The sequence below is a fragment of the Paenibacillus sp. PSB04 genome, assembly GCF_025809195.1.
In the GTDB taxonomy this organism is placed as follows: Bacteria; Bacillota; Bacilli; order Paenibacillales; family Paenibacillaceae; genus Paenibacillus_AQ; species Paenibacillus_AQ favisporus.
The window spans coordinates 1,801,955-1,819,505 of record NZ_CP081301.1 but is presented as its reverse complement, the minus strand read 5'-3'; the positions used below and the strand labels follow the sequence as shown (position 1 = coordinate 1,819,505).

The 17,551-nt window shown below is 54.6% G+C and carries 17 protein-coding genes; 4 read left to right on the top strand and 13 right to left on the bottom strand.

What is annotated here, in order from left to right; genetic code table 11:
- Nucleotides 1-60 precede the first annotated feature (60 nt).
- Nucleotides 61-525 carry a GlcG/HbpS family heme-binding protein gene (locus K2F33_RS08605; RefSeq protein ID WP_263882317.1) on the bottom strand — a complete coding sequence of 155 codons (465 nt, stop codon included), beginning with the start codon at nucleotides 523-525 and terminating at the stop codon, nucleotides 61-63.
- A gap of 223 nt (nucleotides 526-748) precedes the next feature.
- On the opposite strand from K2F33_RS08605, the gene K2F33_RS08600 reads away from it, so the two are divergent.
- Nucleotides 749-2,002, top strand: a complete 1,254-nt coding sequence (locus K2F33_RS08600; protein WP_263881441.1) for a peptidase — start codon at nucleotides 749-751, stop codon at nucleotides 2,000-2,002.
- 189 nt (nucleotides 2,003-2,191) lie between these two features.
- Here K2F33_RS08600 and K2F33_RS08595 read toward each other — a convergent pair whose 3' ends face one another.
- The gene (locus tag K2F33_RS08595) at nucleotides 2,192-3,856 is read right to left on the bottom strand and encodes an MFS transporter (RefSeq protein ID WP_263881440.1); all 1,665 of its coding nucleotides are present in this window, start codon (nucleotides 3,854-3,856) and stop codon (nucleotides 2,192-2,194) included.
- A 164-nt stretch (nucleotides 3,857-4,020) separates the two neighbouring features.
- Here K2F33_RS08595 and K2F33_RS08590 point away from each other — a divergent pair, with 164 nt between their 5' ends.
- Entirely contained in the window at nucleotides 4,021-4,620 is a 600-nt protein-coding gene (locus K2F33_RS08590; protein WP_263881439.1) for a TetR/AcrR family transcriptional regulator, read from the top strand.
- Between the two features lie 82 nt (nucleotides 4,621-4,702).
- Here K2F33_RS08590 and K2F33_RS08585 read toward each other — a convergent pair whose 3' ends face one another.
- Nucleotides 4,703-5,110: a nuclear transport factor 2 family protein gene (locus tag K2F33_RS08585; RefSeq protein ID WP_263881438.1), complete on the bottom strand. Its 408-nt coding sequence runs from the start codon at nucleotides 5,108-5,110 to the stop codon at nucleotides 4,703-4,705.
- 130 nt (nucleotides 5,111-5,240) lie between these two features.
- Here K2F33_RS08585 and K2F33_RS08580 point away from each other — a divergent pair, with 130 nt between their 5' ends.
- Entirely contained in the window at nucleotides 5,241-6,248 is a 1,008-nt protein-coding gene (locus K2F33_RS08580; protein ID WP_263881437.1) for a helix-turn-helix transcriptional regulator, read from the top strand.
- 170 nt (nucleotides 6,249-6,418) lie between these two features.
- Nucleotides 6,419-8,488: a HelD family protein gene (locus K2F33_RS08575; RefSeq protein WP_263881436.1), complete on the top strand. Its 2,070-nt coding sequence runs from the start codon at nucleotides 6,419-6,421 to the stop codon at nucleotides 8,486-8,488.
- Between the two features lie 18 nt (nucleotides 8,489-8,506).
- Here K2F33_RS08575 and K2F33_RS08570 read toward each other — a convergent pair whose 3' ends face one another.
- From K2F33_RS08570 to K2F33_RS08525, 10 genes are all read right to left on the bottom strand, one after another.
- The gene (locus K2F33_RS08570) at nucleotides 8,507-8,953 is read right to left on the bottom strand and encodes a Dps family protein (RefSeq protein WP_089549238.1); all 447 of its coding nucleotides are present in this window, start codon (nucleotides 8,951-8,953) and stop codon (nucleotides 8,507-8,509) included.
- 81 nt (nucleotides 8,954-9,034) lie between these two features.
- The gene (locus tag K2F33_RS08565; protein WP_263881435.1) at nucleotides 9,035-9,478 is read right to left on the bottom strand and encodes a winged helix-turn-helix transcriptional regulator; all 444 of its coding nucleotides are present in this window, start codon (nucleotides 9,476-9,478) and stop codon (nucleotides 9,035-9,037) included.
- Between the two features lie 107 nt (nucleotides 9,479-9,585).
- The gene (locus K2F33_RS08560) at nucleotides 9,586-10,623 is read right to left on the bottom strand and encodes a zinc-binding alcohol dehydrogenase family protein (protein WP_263881434.1); all 1,038 of its coding nucleotides are present in this window, start codon (nucleotides 10,621-10,623) and stop codon (nucleotides 9,586-9,588) included.
- Between the two features lie 93 nt (nucleotides 10,624-10,716).
- Nucleotides 10,717-12,093 carry an NAD(P)/FAD-dependent oxidoreductase gene (locus K2F33_RS08555; protein WP_263881433.1) on the bottom strand — a complete coding sequence of 459 codons (1,377 nt, stop codon included), beginning with the start codon at nucleotides 12,091-12,093 and terminating at the stop codon, nucleotides 10,717-10,719.
- Nucleotides 12,094-12,418: 325 nt separating this feature from the next.
- Entirely contained in the window at nucleotides 12,419-12,814 is a 396-nt protein-coding gene (locus tag K2F33_RS08550) for a VOC family protein (protein WP_263882316.1), read from the bottom strand.
- A gap of 186 nt (nucleotides 12,815-13,000) precedes the next feature.
- Nucleotides 13,001-13,384 carry a hypothetical protein gene (locus tag K2F33_RS08545; RefSeq protein ID WP_263881432.1) on the bottom strand — a complete coding sequence of 128 codons (384 nt, stop codon included), beginning with the start codon at nucleotides 13,382-13,384 and terminating at the stop codon, nucleotides 13,001-13,003.
- Nucleotides 13,385-13,435: 51 nt separating this feature from the next.
- Entirely contained in the window at nucleotides 13,436-14,764 is a 1,329-nt protein-coding gene (locus K2F33_RS08540; protein WP_244867494.1) for an MATE family efflux transporter, read from the bottom strand.
- A gap of 154 nt (nucleotides 14,765-14,918) precedes the next feature.
- Nucleotides 14,919-15,398, bottom strand: coding sequence for a DUF6530 family protein (locus K2F33_RS08535; protein ID WP_076172624.1), 480 nt, complete (start codon nucleotides 15,396-15,398; stop codon nucleotides 14,919-14,921).
- A gap of 2 nt (nucleotides 15,399-15,400) precedes the next feature.
- Nucleotides 15,401-15,745, bottom strand: a complete 345-nt coding sequence (locus K2F33_RS08530; RefSeq protein ID WP_076172621.1) for a GIY-YIG nuclease family protein — start codon at nucleotides 15,743-15,745, stop codon at nucleotides 15,401-15,403.
- A gap of 240 nt (nucleotides 15,746-15,985) precedes the next feature.
- The gene (locus K2F33_RS08525) at nucleotides 15,986-17,536 is read right to left on the bottom strand and encodes an extracellular solute-binding protein (RefSeq protein WP_076172618.1); all 1,551 of its coding nucleotides are present in this window, start codon (nucleotides 17,534-17,536) and stop codon (nucleotides 15,986-15,988) included.
- Nucleotides 17,537-17,551 lie beyond the last annotated feature (15 nt).

The following is a 17,551-nucleotide window of genomic DNA, read 5'->3' as shown; positions in this document are numbered from 1 at the left end:
CAGGCCGGATGGAGGGTTTTTTTCTTGTCATCGATTCCAGCCGTGCTGCGAGAGCAGCCTTTACGACGGATTCGATCCAATCCGAAACGAGATGCTCCGAAGGTCCGACCGCTGCATCCAGCGCTCAAAAGCCTGCACGGCGGCCTCCGCCACCTGAATATCCTGCTCGCTCGTCCCTCCGCTGACCCCGATGCCCCCAATGATGACATCGCCTGCTTTTAACGGGATTCCTCCCCCCAGGATGACCACCCTGCCCTGATTCGTCGTATTGATCCCGAAGGATGGCTGCCCGGGCTGAGCCGTTCTGGTCAGATTCGAGGTCGGCATCTGCAGGGCCACGCTGGTCCAGGCTTTGTTCTGGGCGATATCGATGCCCCCGATCCGGGCGTGGTCCATCCGGTGAAAGGCGACCAGGTTCGCGCCGTCGTCTACGATGGCGATGTCCTCTGCCAGCCCCATTTCCTTAGCTTTTTTCTCGGCTGCTTCGAGCAGCATTTTGGCAAGATCCAGCGTCATTTTCATGATCAGGCTACCTCCAGCTTCAATGTTCTTTCCCCATTGTATGGCCGCCAGCCCATAAGCGTGTTAATGGACGGAGAACGCTGTGAATTTGCCTGCAATGTGCAACATTTGGCATGACCGCCTCGTCAGAAACTATGAAGAGCAAGCATCATTTACCAATTGCATGCACGGTGAAACATTCCGATCCGCACTCGCAAGAACGCCATATAGAGGAGGAAAATGACAGATGAATAAAATTTACAAAGTATTGGCAACCGCATCAATTTTCGCTCTGGCAGCCGTTCCGGTTGCGGCCAGCGCCCAGGAAGTTCCGCCCGCAGCCGCTCAAAGCGGACAAGGCCAGGTTCAAAATGAGGCCAAAGTGGTTCCTGCCACATGGGGACAAATTACGAACTTCGTGAACGACAAGACCGGCAAATCCGTTACGGTTACGGGACGGGGGCTGGCTCCTAGCGATCAAAGCCAGATCATCCTGGCCATCACGCCGGAGACCAAGATCGTCGATGCCCGCGGGAAAAGCGTTCCTCTAAAAACCGTGATCGATGAGAAAAAAGTCGTGAAGGCGTTCTATGGACCGAATATTACGAAAAGCCTTCCGGCCCGCGGCACGGCGCTGACGCTTGTCGTTCAGGACAAGAGCTTTACCGCCATTGACGGTACCGTAACGGAAGTGAGAGAGAACGGCATCCTGGTCAAAGGAATCGATATTTACACCTCTAATGAGGACACGATTCTTCTGCACCTGGCCGATAAAGCCACCATCCTCAGCCAGGACGGCAAGGCGCTGACCAGCGGCGACATTAAAGAGGGCACGAGCATCCGAGCTTTCTATGGTCCTGAAGTGGCCATGAGCCTGCCGCCTCAAGCCGGAACGAATTATGTGATCGTGAACACGGAAGACACCGGAAGCGGTGAAACCGGTAATACGGATCAGGAACTCAAAGCCGGCACAGACGGCATCGTCACTAATACGGCGGACGGCAAAGTGACGGTCGTCGGCAAGGCGCATGACAAGGGCGGCGTCAACTACGTCATCCTCTCCGTCGATGACAAAACCCAAATCGTCGACGAAGACGGCAAGGCGCTGACCAAGGATGCCCTGAAGGCGGATATCCGCGTGGACGCATACTACAGCGATATCATGACGATGATTTATCCGGCCCAAACGCATGCCGGCAAAATCGTGGTGAAGAAGGCGGAAACGGTCAAAATTGAAGGTACTGTTAAAGCATCGGACCGGGCTTCGGCCGATCAGGTCTATGTAAACGTAGGTTCCGATGATTCCACCGACAACGACGTCATTCTGAACATCTCGAAAGATACGCCGGTCATCCCTACGATGGGCGGCGATACCAAGCTTCTCCCGGGCACCAAAATTATCGCCTATCATTCTCCGATCATGACCAAATCGATTCCCGGCATCACGAGTGCCGAAGCGATCATTGTGACGTCGGACGCCGATACGGTACAGCCTAAGTAATATCAACGTATACGCAGCTTGCATAAAAGCGCCCAAACCCTGCCGATTCTCCTGAAGAATCGGCAGGGTTTTTTGGGAGATAAGAATGTATAACTTAGGGCTGCCGGATTCACGGGCGGGACCCGTTCATCCGATAATTGGCGAGCCTCGGACGATCTTGAAGCCCTTGCCGGATCGTCCACTGCGCCTTCATCTCTTTCGCTTTCTCCCGGCTAGCGCGACCGTCATCGGAATGATCAGCATCGTGTAGAATCCGAGCACCGTCATGCTGAGGATAAAAGCGCTCGTGTAGCTGCGCGCATTCGACTGCGATACGCCGTCCGCCACCAGCCTGTCGGCACCCCCGGCAGCGGAAGCCGTAACCTTGCATGCGCCGGGAGCCGCCTGTGCCTGACCGGCCGCTGCCGGGAAGCAATCGCGCAGCCTGGCCAGCGCCGTCTGCCCCTGCTCCTCCGACAAGGCGTAGGATGTCAGATGCTGCCGCAGTTCAAGCTCGGTCCGCGCCTCCGCCTGATTGGCATAATGGCTTAATGAGCTCATCCAGACAATTCCGATGAGGCCGATACCGATGGCAGAGGCGAGCTGCATCCCCGTCGTCAAAATGCCGGAGCCCGACCCGATATCCTGCTTCTCTACCTTGGACAGCACCACATTGGTCAGCGGCGCGGCGATAAAGCCTTGGCCTATGCCCAGCAGGACCAGAGACGGCAGCCAGAACCATACGTTCGGCGACCACCCGGTGGCCCAGATCGTCAGCGCGACCGCGAAATAGCCGACGGAGGTCAGCACCGAACCGACCGTAAGGACGTGGGCTCCAATTTTGCCCGCCAGCTTCGGTGACAACAGCGAGGCCAGGAAATACCCGATGCCCATGGGCAGGATGATCAATCCGGATTTCAGGGCACTGAATCCATGCCCCATTTGCAGCAAATAGGCCGTGATCAGAAAGAAGGCGGCTTGAGCGGTCATCATGAGAAAGATCACGGCCAGGCCCAAGCTGAATGCTTTCTGGCCGAACAGCCTTACGTTCATAAACGGCCGGCGTCCTTTGGCAAGCAGCCTGCGCTGCGTCCATACGAATACGGCGAGGACAGGGACTGACAGAATCAGGCTGATGACGAGCAGCGCCGGCCACCCCTCCTTCTGCCCCTGGACCAGCGGATACACGAGGAGGAGCAGTCCTGCCGCCGCCACGGCCGCACCGAACCAGTCCATCCGCGAGCGGTCCGAATCCCTCGATTCCGGAACGAACGGAGCCATCGCCAGGATGATCAATCCGATCGGGACGCTGAAGAAAAAGACCAGCCGCCAGTCGAGATGCCACGGATTCCAGCCGAGCAGCAAACCGCCGATCAGCTGGCCGGTCGAAGCGGCCAATCCTTGGGCTGCACCATACAGCCCAAAGATCATTCCCCTCTTCTCCGGCGGGTACTGCGCCTGAATGAGGGACAGCACCTGCGGCGATATCAGCGCCGCACTAAAGCCTTGAAGCACGCGGATGGCCGTAAGCACACCGACACTGCCCGAAATGCCGCATAACAAGGATGTTAATGTAAAGCCGGCCACGCCGATCAGGAGCATCTTCCGCCGTCCGTACCGGTCGCCCAGCCGCCCGCCGATAATCAAGGCCACGGCATAGGACAAGGTATAGGCCGAAACGACGAACTGTACGCCGTAGAAATCGGCGTGAAGCCCCCGCTGAATCGAAGGGGTTGCCACATTGATGATAAAAATGTTCGCTACGGCCATAAATACAGACAGCAGCATCACCGCCAGCATTAAACGCGGCCTCTGGCGCGGCTCAGCCGCCGCCTGCGCAAGAGGCGCGGGAATGGAATTGACCGGTTGGTTCATCGCTTGCTTCATCCTCCTCTGGCGGATCCGGATATTTGACAGCAGCCGGAATCAGCCATTAAAATAAATGAGACAGATCTGTCTCGTTTGATAATCGTATGATACAGACAGATCTGTCTCATGTCAACAGCGAATTTACCTTATTTTAGGAACAGGTGATTAGAATGACTAAGAAGGAATCCGCCAAAGAACGGATACTGAAGGTGGCGTCCGATTTATTTTATAGCGAAGGCGTGCGTGCCGTGGGGATCGACCGAATCATTGAGGAATCGGGGGTCGCAAAGGCCAGCTTTTACCGCAACTTTCCGACCAAGGACCATTTGGTCGTGGCCTATTTGGAGCTGCATTCCAAGACCAGGATGGAAGCATATGAAGAAATAAAGCGGCAGTTCTCCGATTCGCCAAAGGAACAGCTCTACGCCCTCCTGGAGGAATTGGTTGAACGAATGAAGAGTTCCAAGTTCCGCGGCTGTCCTTTTATGAACGCCATCGTCGAGTTTCCTGATGAAGACCATCCCGGACACCAGGCAGCCATGACACACCGCTCCACCCTATGGAAAAATGTTGAGGATATTGCCCGCCAGGCCGGCGCCCGCGACCCGGTTCAGCTCACTTACCAGCTTCAGCTGCTGAAGGAAGGCGCCATGATGAGTGCCTACATGGATAAGGGGTATTACCATGCCGACTATTTTCTGAACGCCTGCCAAGTGCTGATCGACCGGCAGTTTGATGAGCCCACTCCGTCCCGCCGGACAACCGAATAACATGGCGCCGCGGGCAGCAAACATGCGGGCAAGACCGAGGGCACCCTTCGTGCTTATTCCCGGCCTTGCCCGTTTTCATGCCTTACGACTTCGCTATCGCAAGCAGGTGGGAAGTGACGCCCACATACTCCCGGAAGGAGCGGATCCGTTCCTGCTCGAAACGGAACACGATTACCAGCTCATTCGTGTACGGCATTTCGTTAAAGATCCCCTCCGCTTGAAAGATAACGATCCCGGTATCCTCCTGCTCTACGCAGATGACCGGCGTTAGTTTGGCACTCATGCTCGCCCGTTCAAGCTCGACCAATTCCCGGAACCTCTCGGTTCCCTTCTGCTCTCCCTGCCATTCCTCAAAAGGGATCGGGACGATAAAACCAAAATCAGAGGTCACCAGCGCTTCAAACGCCCCCGTATCCCCTTCCTCAATCGCCCGGCGAAATGCATTAAATGCTTGCAGACTGCGCTCGTTTCCCTTTTCCATTGGTTTCATACAGCATCCTCCTCTTTAGGGTTGATTATGCCTTTCCAAATCTTATGAACTCATTATATCGTTTAAACACGACAGGTACTGTCTTGTTTTTGTGATACACTTGAGAAAAAAATGAAAGGACGGGACGCCGATGTATAAATCCCAGCGGTTGATCCGGCTTATCATGCTCGTCAATGCCAAGAAAAACTTTACCCTCCGCGAGCTTGCGGATGAGCTGGGCGTGTCCCAGCGGACCATATCCAGGGACCTCATCGAGCTTGGCGAGCTGGGCATCCCCGTGTACTCCGTTCAAGGACGCGGCGGCGGTTTCCGCCTGTTAAACGAGCGGCTGCTGCCCGCAATCGCTTTTACCGAAAGCGAAGCGACCGCCTTGTTCTTCGCCTCCCAATCGCTGGCTTATTTTGGCTCCGTCCCGTTCGGTAAAGCGGCCGCTTCCGCCCTCGACAAGTTCTATCACTATCTCCCGCCGGACCTGAAAGAGAGAATCAGCCGCTTAACCGGTAAAATGGCGATTTGGAGCCCCCGGCGCAGCATGTCTGCCGAGTGTCTGGAAGTGCTGCTGCAGGCGGTTATGATTCGCAGCGCCGCAACCATTGTCTATCAATCCGGCACATCCGCGGACGAAAGATTCATTCAGCCGATCGGCCTCTACTCGGACCAAGGATACTGGTACTGCCCTGCCTACTGCTTTACCCGTAAAGCTTATCGCCTGTTCCGGGCGGACCGTATCCGCTCAGCCGTGCTGAATGAAGAGGTCTGCTGCCTTGACGAGGTTGATGAGAAAACGGTGTTTAACTGGAATGAGGAGGAACTGAAGAAGGCGCCGAAGACCGACTTCATCGTCCGACTGACTCCGGAAGGCGTCCGAATGCTGGAGGGGAACGGCCGGCTTCAGCCTCATATCGAGTGCGAGCCCGATGGCAGCGGCAGGATCGACATATCCATTCCCCGGAAGGACGTGACGTTCTTTGCCGATATGGTCTGGATGTTGGGGCCCGAAGCGGTCATTATGGAGCCTCCCGAAGCCCGGGAATGGGTTAACGGCCGGCTGGCCGCCATGCAGCGCCAGTACGCGGAGCGCATTCCGGAATCTGAATCCAGGCAGGTAACGGACATACCAAAAAGCCAGGCCCCTTAAGGACCTGGCTGTAGTTTATCCCATTAATTACTTTGGTACTGTAAAGTGGTGACGTATAGGTATTTCTGGACCCACGTGCAAGTTATAATACTACAGCCGGAAGTATAAGTCTATATTTTTGGCGGATTTTTTCTATACTTAGACTTATTCTTTCACAGGGAGGGTCTAAGATGTTGAACCAAAGCGAAGCCGATGAAAGGCGTTATGCCGAGGCGATGACAGACAAGCTGGGACGGGCGCTGGAAGACATCCGCGGGAAAATATCCGCTTCCTACCGCGACGTCATCGAGGCGAAAAAATATATGTGGGAAAACATTTCCCAGCTGGATCCCGCGGAGCGGGCCGCGAACAAGGTCGACATCTCGCTTCAGATCGACTCGGGGGAGAAAGCGATCGACAAGGAGCGGAAGCTGCATAAGCTGTACCAGTCTCCTTATTTCGGCAGGGTAGACTTTCGGGAAAATGGCCTAAAAGAAGCCGATGCCTATTATATCGGGATTCATTCCTTTGCCGGGACGGACGGGCATACGAATCTGATTTATGACTGGCGCTCGCCGGTCGCCAGCATGTTTTACGATTTCGGCGTCGGGCCTGCCTATTTCCTAGCTCCGCTTGGGCGGATCGAGGGCGAGCTGACGGTGAAGCGGCAGTACAAAATCAGGGACGGCCGCATGGAATATATGATCGAAAGCTCGATCAACATCGACGACGACGTCCTTCAGAAGGAGCTCAGCAGCACATCGGACGAAAAGATGAAAAACATCGTCGCCACGATTCAAAAGGAGCAGAACGTCATCATCCGCAATGAAACCTCCGATGTTCTCATCATTCAGGGCGTGGCCGGTTCCGGAAAAACGTCGGTCGCCCTGCACCGTATCGCCTTCCTGCTGTACCGCTACAAGGAAACGCTGACGTCAAGAAACGTGCTGATCATCTCGCCGAACAACGTGTTCTCCGATTATATTTCGAGCGTTCTGCCAGAGCTTGGTGAAGAAAATATGATGGAAATGCGCCTCGAGGAGCTGGCGGAAGCGGAGCTCAAAGGGATCGCCGGTTTCCAGACGTTCTACGAGCAGGTCACCGTGTTGATGGACCAAGAAGACCCGGGCATGGTCGAACGCATCCGGTTTAAGGCGACTGCCGACTTCATCCGGAAGCTGGATGAGTTTGTCGCTTATGCAGAGCAGCATTATTTTGCGCCGGAGGATGTGCAGGTCGACGGACTGCAGATTTCTGCCGCAGAGCTGCGAGCCATCTATGACGGCACCCGCCGGATGCCCGTACAGTCCAGGCTCGAGCGGGCCGCAAACCAGACGGCGGCAAACCTCAGGAACGAGGATGGACAGAGGCTGTCCGCACCCCGGATTCGCAAAATCAAGGCGGCCGTTAAAAAAATGTTCCGTGCCTCCACCCTGCTGGCGCTGTACAAGGATTTTTACGACTGGCTGGGCAGACCGGATCTGCTTCGCATGGCAGGGCCGAAGAAGCTGGAATATTCGGATGTCTTTCCCCTCGTCTACCTTAAAATGTACTGGGAAGGAACGGCGCCATTTGATTTCGTCAAGCATCTGATCGTCGACGAAATGCAGGACTACACGCCCATCCAGTACGCCGTCCTTTCCAAACTGTTCAACTGCCGCAAGACGATCCTCGGCGATGCCGGCCAATCCGTCAATCCCTACTCCTCTTCTTCGCTTACAGAGATCAAAAAGGTGTTCCCGAACGCGGATACGGTAGAGCTGTTAAAGAGCTACCGGTCCACCTATGAAATAACGACCTTTGCCCAGCAGCTCAAAGACAACAGCAGCGTCGTACCCATTGAACGGCACGGCGAGCTGCCGCGGATGATCGCCTGCAAAGACAAGGAGGAGGAAATGGAACGGATCCGGTCTTTCCTCCGGGAATTTGTGCATTCCGAGTCGCGTTCCATGGGGATCGTCTGCAAAACAAAGGCCCAGGCGGACGAGGTCTATCAAAGCCTGAGGGACGCGTTTGACAACCTGTATCTGCTGGATTTCGACAGCGAGGAGTTCCACGAGGGCATCATCATCACGTCCGCCCATCTGGCGAAAGGCCTGGAGTTCGATGAGGTGATCGTTCCTTTCGTGAATAGTGAAGTCTACCGGAACGAGATGGACCGATCGCTGCTCTATATCGCCTGCACCCGGGCGATGCATAGGCTGACGCTGACGCACAGCGGGGAACGGACAACGTTATTAAAAGAGCCCGGGGAGCTTTAGCCCCCGGGCTCTTCCTTTTTATCCAAGATAAGATTCCAGCATCCAGACGTGCTTGTCGAGGTCCGCCTGCATCCCGATCAGCATATCTGCCGTCGGATGGTCGCCAGCGTCTTCCGCCAAACGGATCCCGTCCTGCAGCTCCTTGCTGACCGCAGAAAAGTCATGGATAAGCGACTGCACCATACCGCGCGCATCCTCTTTTCCCGTGGCTTCCGCTACCGTGCCGATTTCAAGATATTCTTTGATCGTCGCGGCCGGTCTTCCCTTGATCGTCAGGAGGCGTTCGGCGATGTCGTCCGCTTTTTGCGTAATGTCGTTGTACAGCTCTTCGAACTTCGCATGGAGCGTGAAGAACTGTTCCCCTTTTACGTACCAATGGTAGTTATGGATTTTTACGTAAAGAATGCTGAAGTTCGCCACCTGCTGATTCAATACCTGTTCCAGCGTGATTGTCGTGTTTGCCATTTGTCATCTATCCCTTCTTTATATGTAATGGACCGCCTTAGGCGATCCGGCTGACTAAGAAGCTTTTGCGGCGGCCGTTCGTTACGGCTGCTTGGCGTCTTCTACGGGGACAACGGTAATGTCATCCACGTTCGATTCGCAGTGCGGGCAATAATGGCGGAGCTCGACTTCGTGGCCGCAGGCGGTATGCTTCAGGCTTTTATAGCATTTATCCAGGTGCTTCTCTCCCCACAGGATAAAAGCATGAAAGATCATTTCCATATCCCGTCCGCTTTCCGTCAATTCATACTCATACCGAGGAGGATGCGCGGAGTACAGGTTGGATACGATCAGCCCATCCTCCTCCAGTTGTCTGAGCCGCTCGGATAACACATTCGCAGAGATCGTCGCCAGCCCCTGTTTGATCTCGTTGAACGTTTTTTTACCGACCAAAATTTCATGTATGATAATCAAAGACCATCGATCGCCAACGATGTTCAATGTCTGCGCAATGTTGCAATCCAGGTTGTAAATATTCTTCGGCATATCCATGACCCCCCCGTGTATCTTTTGCCTCAAATGTGGTACTGCCTTCTAATCCTACAGTGCCACAAATGACCGCTTTACGCAAATTGGCCCCCGCGCGGCTCCCGTCAAAATCCTTCCAGTACGACCTTGCCAACTGTACGGCCGGTCTCCAGCAGAGCATGGGCCTTGCGAAGATTGGCGGCATTGATCGGTGTCAGCGTCTCGCTTGTGGTGGTCCGGATGACGCCCTCGTCCACGAGGCGTGCGACTTCGTCCAGCAGCTTGTGCTGCTCGATCATATCCGGCGTTTGGTACGTGGAACGGGTAAACATGAGCTCCCATACGAACGTGACGCTTTTATTCTTGAGCAGGGTCAGGTTGAGCAGTTCATCCGTCTCTACGATCGAGCAGATCTTGCCTTGCGGCGCGATCGCTTCCGCCATGTTCGCCCAATGCTTCTCCGTGCTGTTCAAGCAGAGGATGTAATCGACCTGCTCGATACCGGCCGCCTTAAGCTGCGGCAGGAACGCTTCAAAATGGTTGATGACGTGGTCCGCCCCCAGCCCTTTCACCCAATCGGCCGATTCCGGCCGGGAAGCCGTGCCGATGACCGTCAGGCCGGAATATTTGGAGAGCTGTGTCGCAATCGATCCGACCCCGCCGGCTGCTCCGATAATCAGGATGGTCTTGCCGGTGTTGTCCGCCTGGTTCTTGGAGACTCCAAGCCGGTCGTATAAGCTTTCCCAGGCTGTAATGGTCGTTAGCGGCAGCGCCGCCGCCTGTGCAAAATCCAGCGTCGATGGCTTCTTGCCTACAATGCGTTCGTCCACCAGATGAAATTCGCTGTTGCCGCCAGGACGCGTAATGCTGCCGGCATAGTACACTTCATCGCCCGGCTTAAACACCGTCACATCCGGGCCTACCTGCTCGACGACGCCTGCGACGTCCCATCCAAGCACTTTCGGTACGCTTTCCACGCGGTCTTTAGGCGAACGGACTTTATAATCGACAGGATTCACCGAGATGGCTTGGACTTTCACCAGCAAATCCTTGCCTGTTGGCACCGGCTTTTCCAGCTCGACGTCAATCAGGCTTTCTTGATGATCAATCGGTAAATACTTATATAGGCCTACGGCTTTCATCGTCTCTTTTACTTTCGTCATGGTTGTTCTCTCCCTTATACATGTGATTTATGGTGTTAAATCTTAAGTGGCGCTGTGTCCGTCAATATGTAAGCGATGAGCTCGTAGAAGAGCTCACTGGATCGCGCCGAGCAAGTCGTTGATCGTCTCCGCCATCGACGGATGCGTAAAAATGGTATCGCGGAGTACGGAGTACGGCTGCCCGGACTGCATGAACACGGACACGATGTTCACAACCTCGCTGGACTCCGCACCGAACATGGTGAACCCGAGCAGACGGTCCGTTTCGGCGTCGACGACCGCCTTCAGCAGACCTTCGGTCTGTTTCAGCTGGCGTGCCCTCGTCGATGCGGTAACAGGTAATTTTGCCGTTTTCACGGTGTGCCCCCGCTTCAGCGCCTCCTGTTCCGTATACCCGACTTGGGCCAGCGGAGGATCGATAAACACGGAGTAAGGAACGAATCGCCGGTCGCCGGTCGTACGCGTCCGGTCGCCGAACAATTGATTCTTGAGAATCCGGTAGTCGTCCAGCGAAATGTACGTAAACTGCGGACCGCCGTTCACGTCGCCGATCGCCCAGATATGCGGCACAGTGGTCTGAAGCGTCTCGTCGACCTGGACGAAACCTCGCTCCGTCACTTCAACGCCTGCGGCTTCAAGATTCAGCCCGTCCGTATTGGCCTGTCTTCCGGTGGCGACCAGTACGGCATCCGCTTGGAGTGTGTCCTCACCGTCAGGTGTGGACAGCAGCAGCTGAACGGATTCCCCTTGTTCCGCAATCCGGGACACCTTGGTCTGCAGCCGGAAGCGGATGCCCTTGGCCTCCAGCACCTTTTTGACCTCTTCGGCAATCTCCCGGTCCTCTCTCGGCATAAATACGCCGCCATTCTCAAGAACGGTCACCTCTGAGCCGAAGCCTGCATAGATGGAGGCGAATTCCAGACCGATATAGCCGCCGCCGATGATAGCCAACCGGGAAGGCAGCTTCGCCAAGTCCAGCATTTCCGTGCTCGTATAGACATGAGCTCCGTCAATCCCGGGAATGTCGGGAAGGACCGGCTTTGCCCCCGTGTTGATGAAAATCCGCTCGGCCTCGGCGAGGATGCTCCCAGCTTCCGTTTCCACCCGAACCTCGTGCGGGGATTGGAACGAAGCCGTCCCGGTCAATACCGTGATCCCCGGATGGCTGTTCAGGTTATTGAAGTTCTTGCCGCGCAGCAGGGTAACCAGCTCATCTTTCTCCTGAAGGGCGCGCGCATACTTCGCCTGCCGGGACTCCGGACCGTTCCCTTCCTCCTGCGAAACGATATGCGACTGATAGGCCAGCGCCTTTGTGGGAATGCAGCCGATATTGATGCAGGTTCCGCCATACATCAGAGGTGACTTTTCCACGACGGCGACTTTCAATCCCTGCTCGGCCAGAAAGGGGGCCAACGTTTTTCCGCCTTTGCCAAAGCCGATAATTAACGCATCGAACGTTTCCTTGATCATCGGATGATCCATCCCTTCTCGAATGAAGCTCTTACTTGTTTTTTTCGCGTCATGATCTGCTTTGCTGAGCGCTCACCAGTTGTGCTCGTTTCTATGTAAGTCATAATACAATACTTAGTTAGTTTTTACAACCCACTAATTTAAAAAAACTTTCTTTTTGGCTTTTGGAACCCATTCGTTCCCTTAACGAAGGGCCGGTTGATCAACGGTTCCCGGCTGTTCACTGCAGCAAAAAAAGACAGCCAATCCTCATGGCGGCTGCCTTCCTTGAACTGCTTTATCTGCTGCTTCCCATCGTTATATTTGCCGGGTTTCGTTCCCGCCATTACATTTTCGTGATCATCCACGTTACACCGAACCGGTCAATGACCTCACCATAATAAGCGCCCCATGGCTGAAGGGCAAAAGGATATTTGCTTTCTCCGCCCTCACTCAGCTTGGCATAGGCCGCTCTGGCTTCCTCCTCATCGGTATATGTTAAAGAAAGACTGACGCTGCGATTATACGAAACCGGTTCAAACGCGTCGGACAGCATCAACGGATTCGTTCCCGCCACCGTTACCGCCAAGTGCATCACTTTATCCTTCATCGCCTCAGGCGCTTCGGGCGCGTCTCCGTATGTACTGACAAACTGGATTTCCCCGCCTAGGGCCTCGATATAGTAATTCGCCTGGCTTCTTGCATCCACCGACATCAGATAAGCGTTCATTTGTGCTCCCATATTGTTCAACAACCTTTCACCTGTTTTTTGTCTTTACATTAATTCGACGAATGCATGTCGGCGAAATCGACACGGAAGCAAAAAAATATTCAAAAAATTTTTTAATACAAAAAAAGAGCTGCTTCCACGGTCATCTTCGCCCCGTTCGAGCAGCCCTTCAATTATAGTTAACCATCTGATTTATTTTTAAGGTTGAATGGATGCACCGGTCGCATACCATTTGCCGGATTTGAGTTGGAGTGTCAGCCCGACCGGCTCCCTGAACCCGAAATGCTCACCGGTATACTGCTGGGTCACATAAGCCAGAGATACGCCGAAGAAATGCAGCGGAAAGACGAAGCCGATGTCGTGAACGGCGGGGTCATACGCATAATCCTTGTCCGTCATGCCTCGCTGGACCGGATGGATGTCATGATAGACAGCCTCATCCATGTATTCGGTATAGCCCGGATCCCCGCTCATGGCTGCCACCAATATCCGTTTCGTATCATGGGCGATCCAAGCCCCAAATCCGATGTACGCAGCCACAAAAGCGATGATCAGCGATAACGCTAGCCTTTTCCCCTTCATGTCGGTCCCCCCTTGGTTATTCCAGGTTCCGTAGTTCTGAAGTACTCCCTGCTAGTGAACGAGCCGCGTAATCTGCTTCTTTTTCCATGAGAAGCGGTAGTAGCTGTACACCAGAATGAAGCTGGCAATGAACGCCGCCGGATACCCGATCCAAATGCCTTCGATGTCAAGGCTTGTGTGGTACGAGAGCACATAGGCCACAGGGACCTCTACGCACCAGATCGACACGATGTTGAAGACCGTCGGCCACAGCACCGTGCCGCTGGACCGCATCGTCGCCCCGTAAATTTGCGTATGGCCGAAGATAAGGTAGCTCCACAGCGTGATCATGAGCAGCCGGTGGGCGATGTCCAGCGTATCGCCGCTCGTAATGAACCAGGACAAAATATGCTCCGAAAACAGGTACACCGGGATAATGATGATGGCCCCAATGATATAGTTGAGCATAATGCCCACGCGGATGACCTGTTTCAGCCGGTCCAGCTGACCGGCCCCGATCGACTGCGCTCCCAGCACCGATACGGTCATGCCCAGGCTGATCGCCGGCATCTGGACGTAGCTCGCCACCTGGTTCCCCGCGCCGTAGGCCGCAGTTGCGTCGGACCCGAACCGGTTGACGAAAATAATGACCGCAATCTCGGACAGCGACACCAGAATCATGCTGATACTGGACGGAATGCCGAGACGAAGCAGCAGCTTCAGCATTTCCCGGTCCATCCCCAGGTGCCTGCGCACCGAAGCGTCGAACTGCAGCGGGTGCTTCTTCCAGCGAAGATACCAGAGCATCGCGATAAAGGTCACGATCGTGGAGACGAGATTCGCGTAAGCCGCGCCGTACAGGCCGAGCTTGGGCAGCCCGATCCAGCCGAAGATCAGCACGGGCAGCAGAATCAGGTTCAGCGCCGTACTGACGATCAGAAAATAAAACGGCGTTTTCGAATCGCCCGTTCCGCGCATAAATGTCGTATAGACTGCATACAGGAACAAAAACGGCAGGCTCCAGAACATGATGCGGGCATAATGTACGGAAATGTCGATGATGTTGGACGGGGTTCCGATTAGAAGCAAAATGTCCTCGGTAAAGATGCCCCCCAGCACCGCCAGGACGATGCCGAGGATGACCGTGAAGGTCAGCGTCGTGCCGACGACCGCCTTAAGCTTCTCCTCGTTGCGGGCACCGTAAGCCTGGCCGATCAGAATGGCACTGCCGGAGCCGATCCCGATCACAAAGGATATGACCAGAAAAAATAACGGGAAAAACGCGGATATCGCTGCCAGTGCCTCAACCCCGATCCAGCGCCCCACGACGATGCTGCCGACCAGCTGGCCGACGGACTGCAGGGCGTTGCTCAGAATAAGGGGGATAAGGAAGGCGATCATGGCCCGCAGTACCGTATCCTTCTTCTCGGGAGCACCCGGCCCCGGCCTCTCGGATGGCACGGCACCGGAGGCGCCTTTTAAACCTTGCTCGGTAGAACTCATGTAAAACCATCTCCTTTAATGATCATCCATTTGAAAGATTTCCGCATGCTCATCAATATCCCATGTCCTTGAGCAGGCGGGACAAAATGCGGAACCGCTCGCCCAGCAGCTCGCCGTCTTCGTTCAGCGCTTGGGCAAACAGCTTGATATCCTCGTCAATCATCGGATTGTCCGTGCATACCGCCACTTCCATGGCGTCCCCCTGCACCCCTACCCGGTCAATGGTCGCCTCTTCCGGGTCATACAGCTTGGGATAGCGGTACGCCTCGCTGAAGTAAGCGCTGCTGCGCAGGATCAGAATCGCCAGATCCAGCACCCGGTGCATCGGAAGCTCTTCGGATTGGCGCGACCATTTCTCGCCGGTATAACGCCATACCTTGGCGGAAATGTCCACCTTCCCGCGCTCGTTCCACTGGGCAAGGCCCAGGGACAATCCCTTGGCATCCGTGCTGTACGCCTTTCTGCCGTCGATGTTTTCGTAATTCTCGGAAACGATGACCGGTTTATGTTTTAACGTTGTTGGGATCCTCATGGTTAGATCATCTCCACATTTTCTAATTTATCTTTCCAGATGTCGCGCAGGAGCTCCAAGTCCTCCGTATAGTCGGTTTTGGACTCATCCTTGTCGTAGGCGAGCGTGTCCACAACCTTCACTTCAAACTGGCTCTCCCCGTATTCGTTCCATTCCCGCTGCAGCTCCTTGCATTTGTGCAGGCCAGATTTCAACATAAACTGATGCCGGTTCAGCATACTTTTCATATCCTGCGTAAAACCCAGATAGATGCGTCCGGAAGGGACACACTTGAGCATATATACGCCCATTTGGGGTTTCATTTCTTTGTATTGGGCGATCAGCTCTGCCCTGCGGCTTTTATCCATCCGATTCATCTCACTTTCCCGATTAACATTTAGTAATTTACTAAATCAGTAATTTACTAAATAACTAGATCATTTATATTACAGATATTGTATCCTGTCAAGGAATTTGGAAAACCTTTGGGATGGAATATCGGCATCCGCCCTTTTATGATGGGTAAATTGCCGTGCATTCAAATGCAGAAAAAAAGCACCCGGCCGTTAGCCAGGTGCCTCAGGGAATCGGCGCAGCCTCGCGCCTTCCTATTTATTTTCCAGCTTCGCCTGCTCCACCCGCTGCTGCGCCGCCGTATAGGTGTCGATCAGCTTTTGGACGCCGAGGCCGTTGATTTCCTCCACATATTTATCCCACTCGCTTAATTTCCGCGTGCCCAGGACGAACTTGGAGAAATTCTCTTCGCGGTATTTCTTCACAGCCTGCCCGGTCACCGACAGCACCTCGTTCTCCGCGTCGGTAAAGGCCGGTTTCGGCTGCATCGCCGGCGGATCGTATTTGGCGGCTTCCTCATAGGCCTTCTTCAAATCGTCCGAGAACAGCGACAAGTGCGCGTTAAAGTCGATCCACGTGTACGTGCCGCTCGTCTGCAGACCGGTCTGCTTCCTCATTTCCGTCACGTCGGTATACTCCGGCTTAAATTTCTTTTCCCCGTTTTCCACCGTATAAGTCTCGCCTTCCTTGCCCCAGCTGCTTAAGTTTCGCCCATCTTCACTGTAGAAAAAGTCCATGTACTTCATAATTTCGTCTTTATGCTTGGAGCTCGAGGCAACGGTCAGACCGCCTTCAAGATAGTGGAAATACGGGTTCAGTTGTTTCATGCCCGGCAGTCCTGCCGGCGGTGCCATGAACTGCAGGCTGTACTCCGGATTATCCTTGCGCATCGCGTTGTTGAAGAAGTCGACGCGGCTGATGTAATCGATTGTCACAAAGGATTGGCCCGTGGACATGACGTCCTGCCACTGCTTCGTCTGGATCGACAGGAAATCCGGCGGAATCAGCCCTTCCTCGTAGAAGGTATGCCACATCTCCACCATTTTCTTGTAGTTGTCCTCGGTCGGTCCGAACTTCCACTTGTTGTCGTCAAAATCGTAATACACGTCCGTGCCCGTATCGAAGTTGGTCGTCAGGTTGGCGTACATCTCATCCGGAATTTGCCCGAAGCGCATCGACAGCGGATAGCTGTCCGGGTACAGCTGCTTCAGCTTTTTCAGTACCTGGTGCAGCTCCTCATAAGTCTTAGGCGGCTGCAGTCCGTTTTTCTTGAACACATCCTCGCGGTACAGCCAGATCATCCGGTTCGTCTCCCCAAAGCCCTGGTTCGGGAACATATACATTTTGCCGTCCGCAGACAGCGCGGCCTTGGCTTCCTCCGGATACTGCTCCATCCACTTTTTCAGGTTCGGCATTTGGTCGACATGGTCCAAAATGTTTTCCAGCGCGCCCTGGTCCCCGTATTTGTTGGAGTCCCTTCGGCTCGACATATACATGAGGTCCGGGAGATTGGCCGAGGCCATGACGAGGTTCAGCGTGTCGCTCAGCTTGCCCGAAGGCGTCTGCACGTTCAGCGTGACCCCGGTTTTCTCCTGAATCCACTTCCAGATCGGCCAATCCTTGCTGTACGGGAAGGTCGCATTGTTGTCGAGGAGAGCCGTTAAGGTGACCGTCTCCTTCTGTCCCCCGGTTCCGGCATTTGGTGTCGTACTCGTCTCTTCCTTCTTCCCGCTGGTGCATCCGGCTGCGGCAATGACGATCAGCAGTGCGGCCAGCAGCGCTGAAGCGATCTTTCTTTTCTTCATTCGTTTCGCCCCTTT

What these genes read in the sequence shown, in the direction of transcription:
- K2F33_RS08530 (WP_076172621.1), bottom strand. Translation starts at nt 15,745, where the DNA reads ATGGATAAAAGCCGCAGGGCAGAGCTGATCGCCCAATACAAAGAAATG.
- K2F33_RS08590 (WP_263881439.1), top strand. Translation starts at nt 4,021, where the DNA reads ATGACTAAGAAGGAATCCGCCAAAGAACGGATACTGAAGGTGGCGTCC.
- K2F33_RS08535 (WP_076172624.1), bottom strand. Translation starts at nt 15,398, where the DNA reads ATGAGGATCCCAACAACGTTAAAACATAAACCGGTCATCGTTTCCGAG.
- K2F33_RS08525 (WP_076172618.1), bottom strand. Translation starts at nt 17,536, where the DNA reads ATGAAGAAAAGAAAGATCGCTTCAGCGCTGCTGGCCGCACTGCTGATC.
- K2F33_RS08560 (WP_263881434.1), bottom strand. Translation starts at nt 10,623, where the DNA reads ATGACGAAAGTAAAAGAGACGATGAAAGCCGTAGGCCTATATAAGTAT.
- K2F33_RS08575 (WP_263881436.1), top strand. Translation starts at nt 6,419, where the DNA reads ATGTTGAACCAAAGCGAAGCCGATGAAAGGCGTTATGCCGAGGCGATG.
- K2F33_RS08595 (WP_263881440.1), bottom strand. Translation starts at nt 3,856, where the DNA reads ATGAACCAACCGGTCAATTCCATTCCCGCGCCTCTTGCGCAGGCGGCG.
- K2F33_RS08545 (WP_263881432.1), bottom strand. Translation starts at nt 13,384, where the DNA reads ATGAAGGGGAAAAGGCTAGCGTTATCGCTGATCATCGCTTTTGTGGCT.
- K2F33_RS08580 (WP_263881437.1), top strand. Translation starts at nt 5,241, where the DNA reads ATGTATAAATCCCAGCGGTTGATCCGGCTTATCATGCTCGTCAATGCC.
- K2F33_RS08570 (WP_089549238.1), bottom strand. Translation starts at nt 8,953, where the DNA reads ATGGCAAACACGACAATCACGCTGGAACAGGTATTGAATCAGCAGGTG.
- K2F33_RS08600 (WP_263881441.1), top strand. Translation starts at nt 749, where the DNA reads ATGAATAAAATTTACAAAGTATTGGCAACCGCATCAATTTTCGCTCTG.
- K2F33_RS08565 (WP_263881435.1), bottom strand. Translation starts at nt 9,478, where the DNA reads ATGCCGAAGAATATTTACAACCTGGATTGCAACATTGCGCAGACATTG.
- K2F33_RS08540 (WP_244867494.1), bottom strand. Translation starts at nt 14,764, where the DNA reads ATGATCGCCTTCCTTATCCCCCTTATTCTGAGCAACGCCCTGCAGTCC.
- K2F33_RS08555 (WP_263881433.1), bottom strand. Translation starts at nt 12,093, where the DNA reads ATGATCAAGGAAACGTTCGATGCGTTAATTATCGGCTTTGGCAAAGGC.
- K2F33_RS08550 (WP_263882316.1), bottom strand. Translation starts at nt 12,814, where the DNA reads ATGGGAGCACAAATGAACGCTTATCTGATGTCGGTGGATGCAAGAAGC.
- K2F33_RS08585 (WP_263881438.1), bottom strand. Translation starts at nt 5,110, where the DNA reads ATGAAACCAATGGAAAAGGGAAACGAGCGCAGTCTGCAAGCATTTAAT.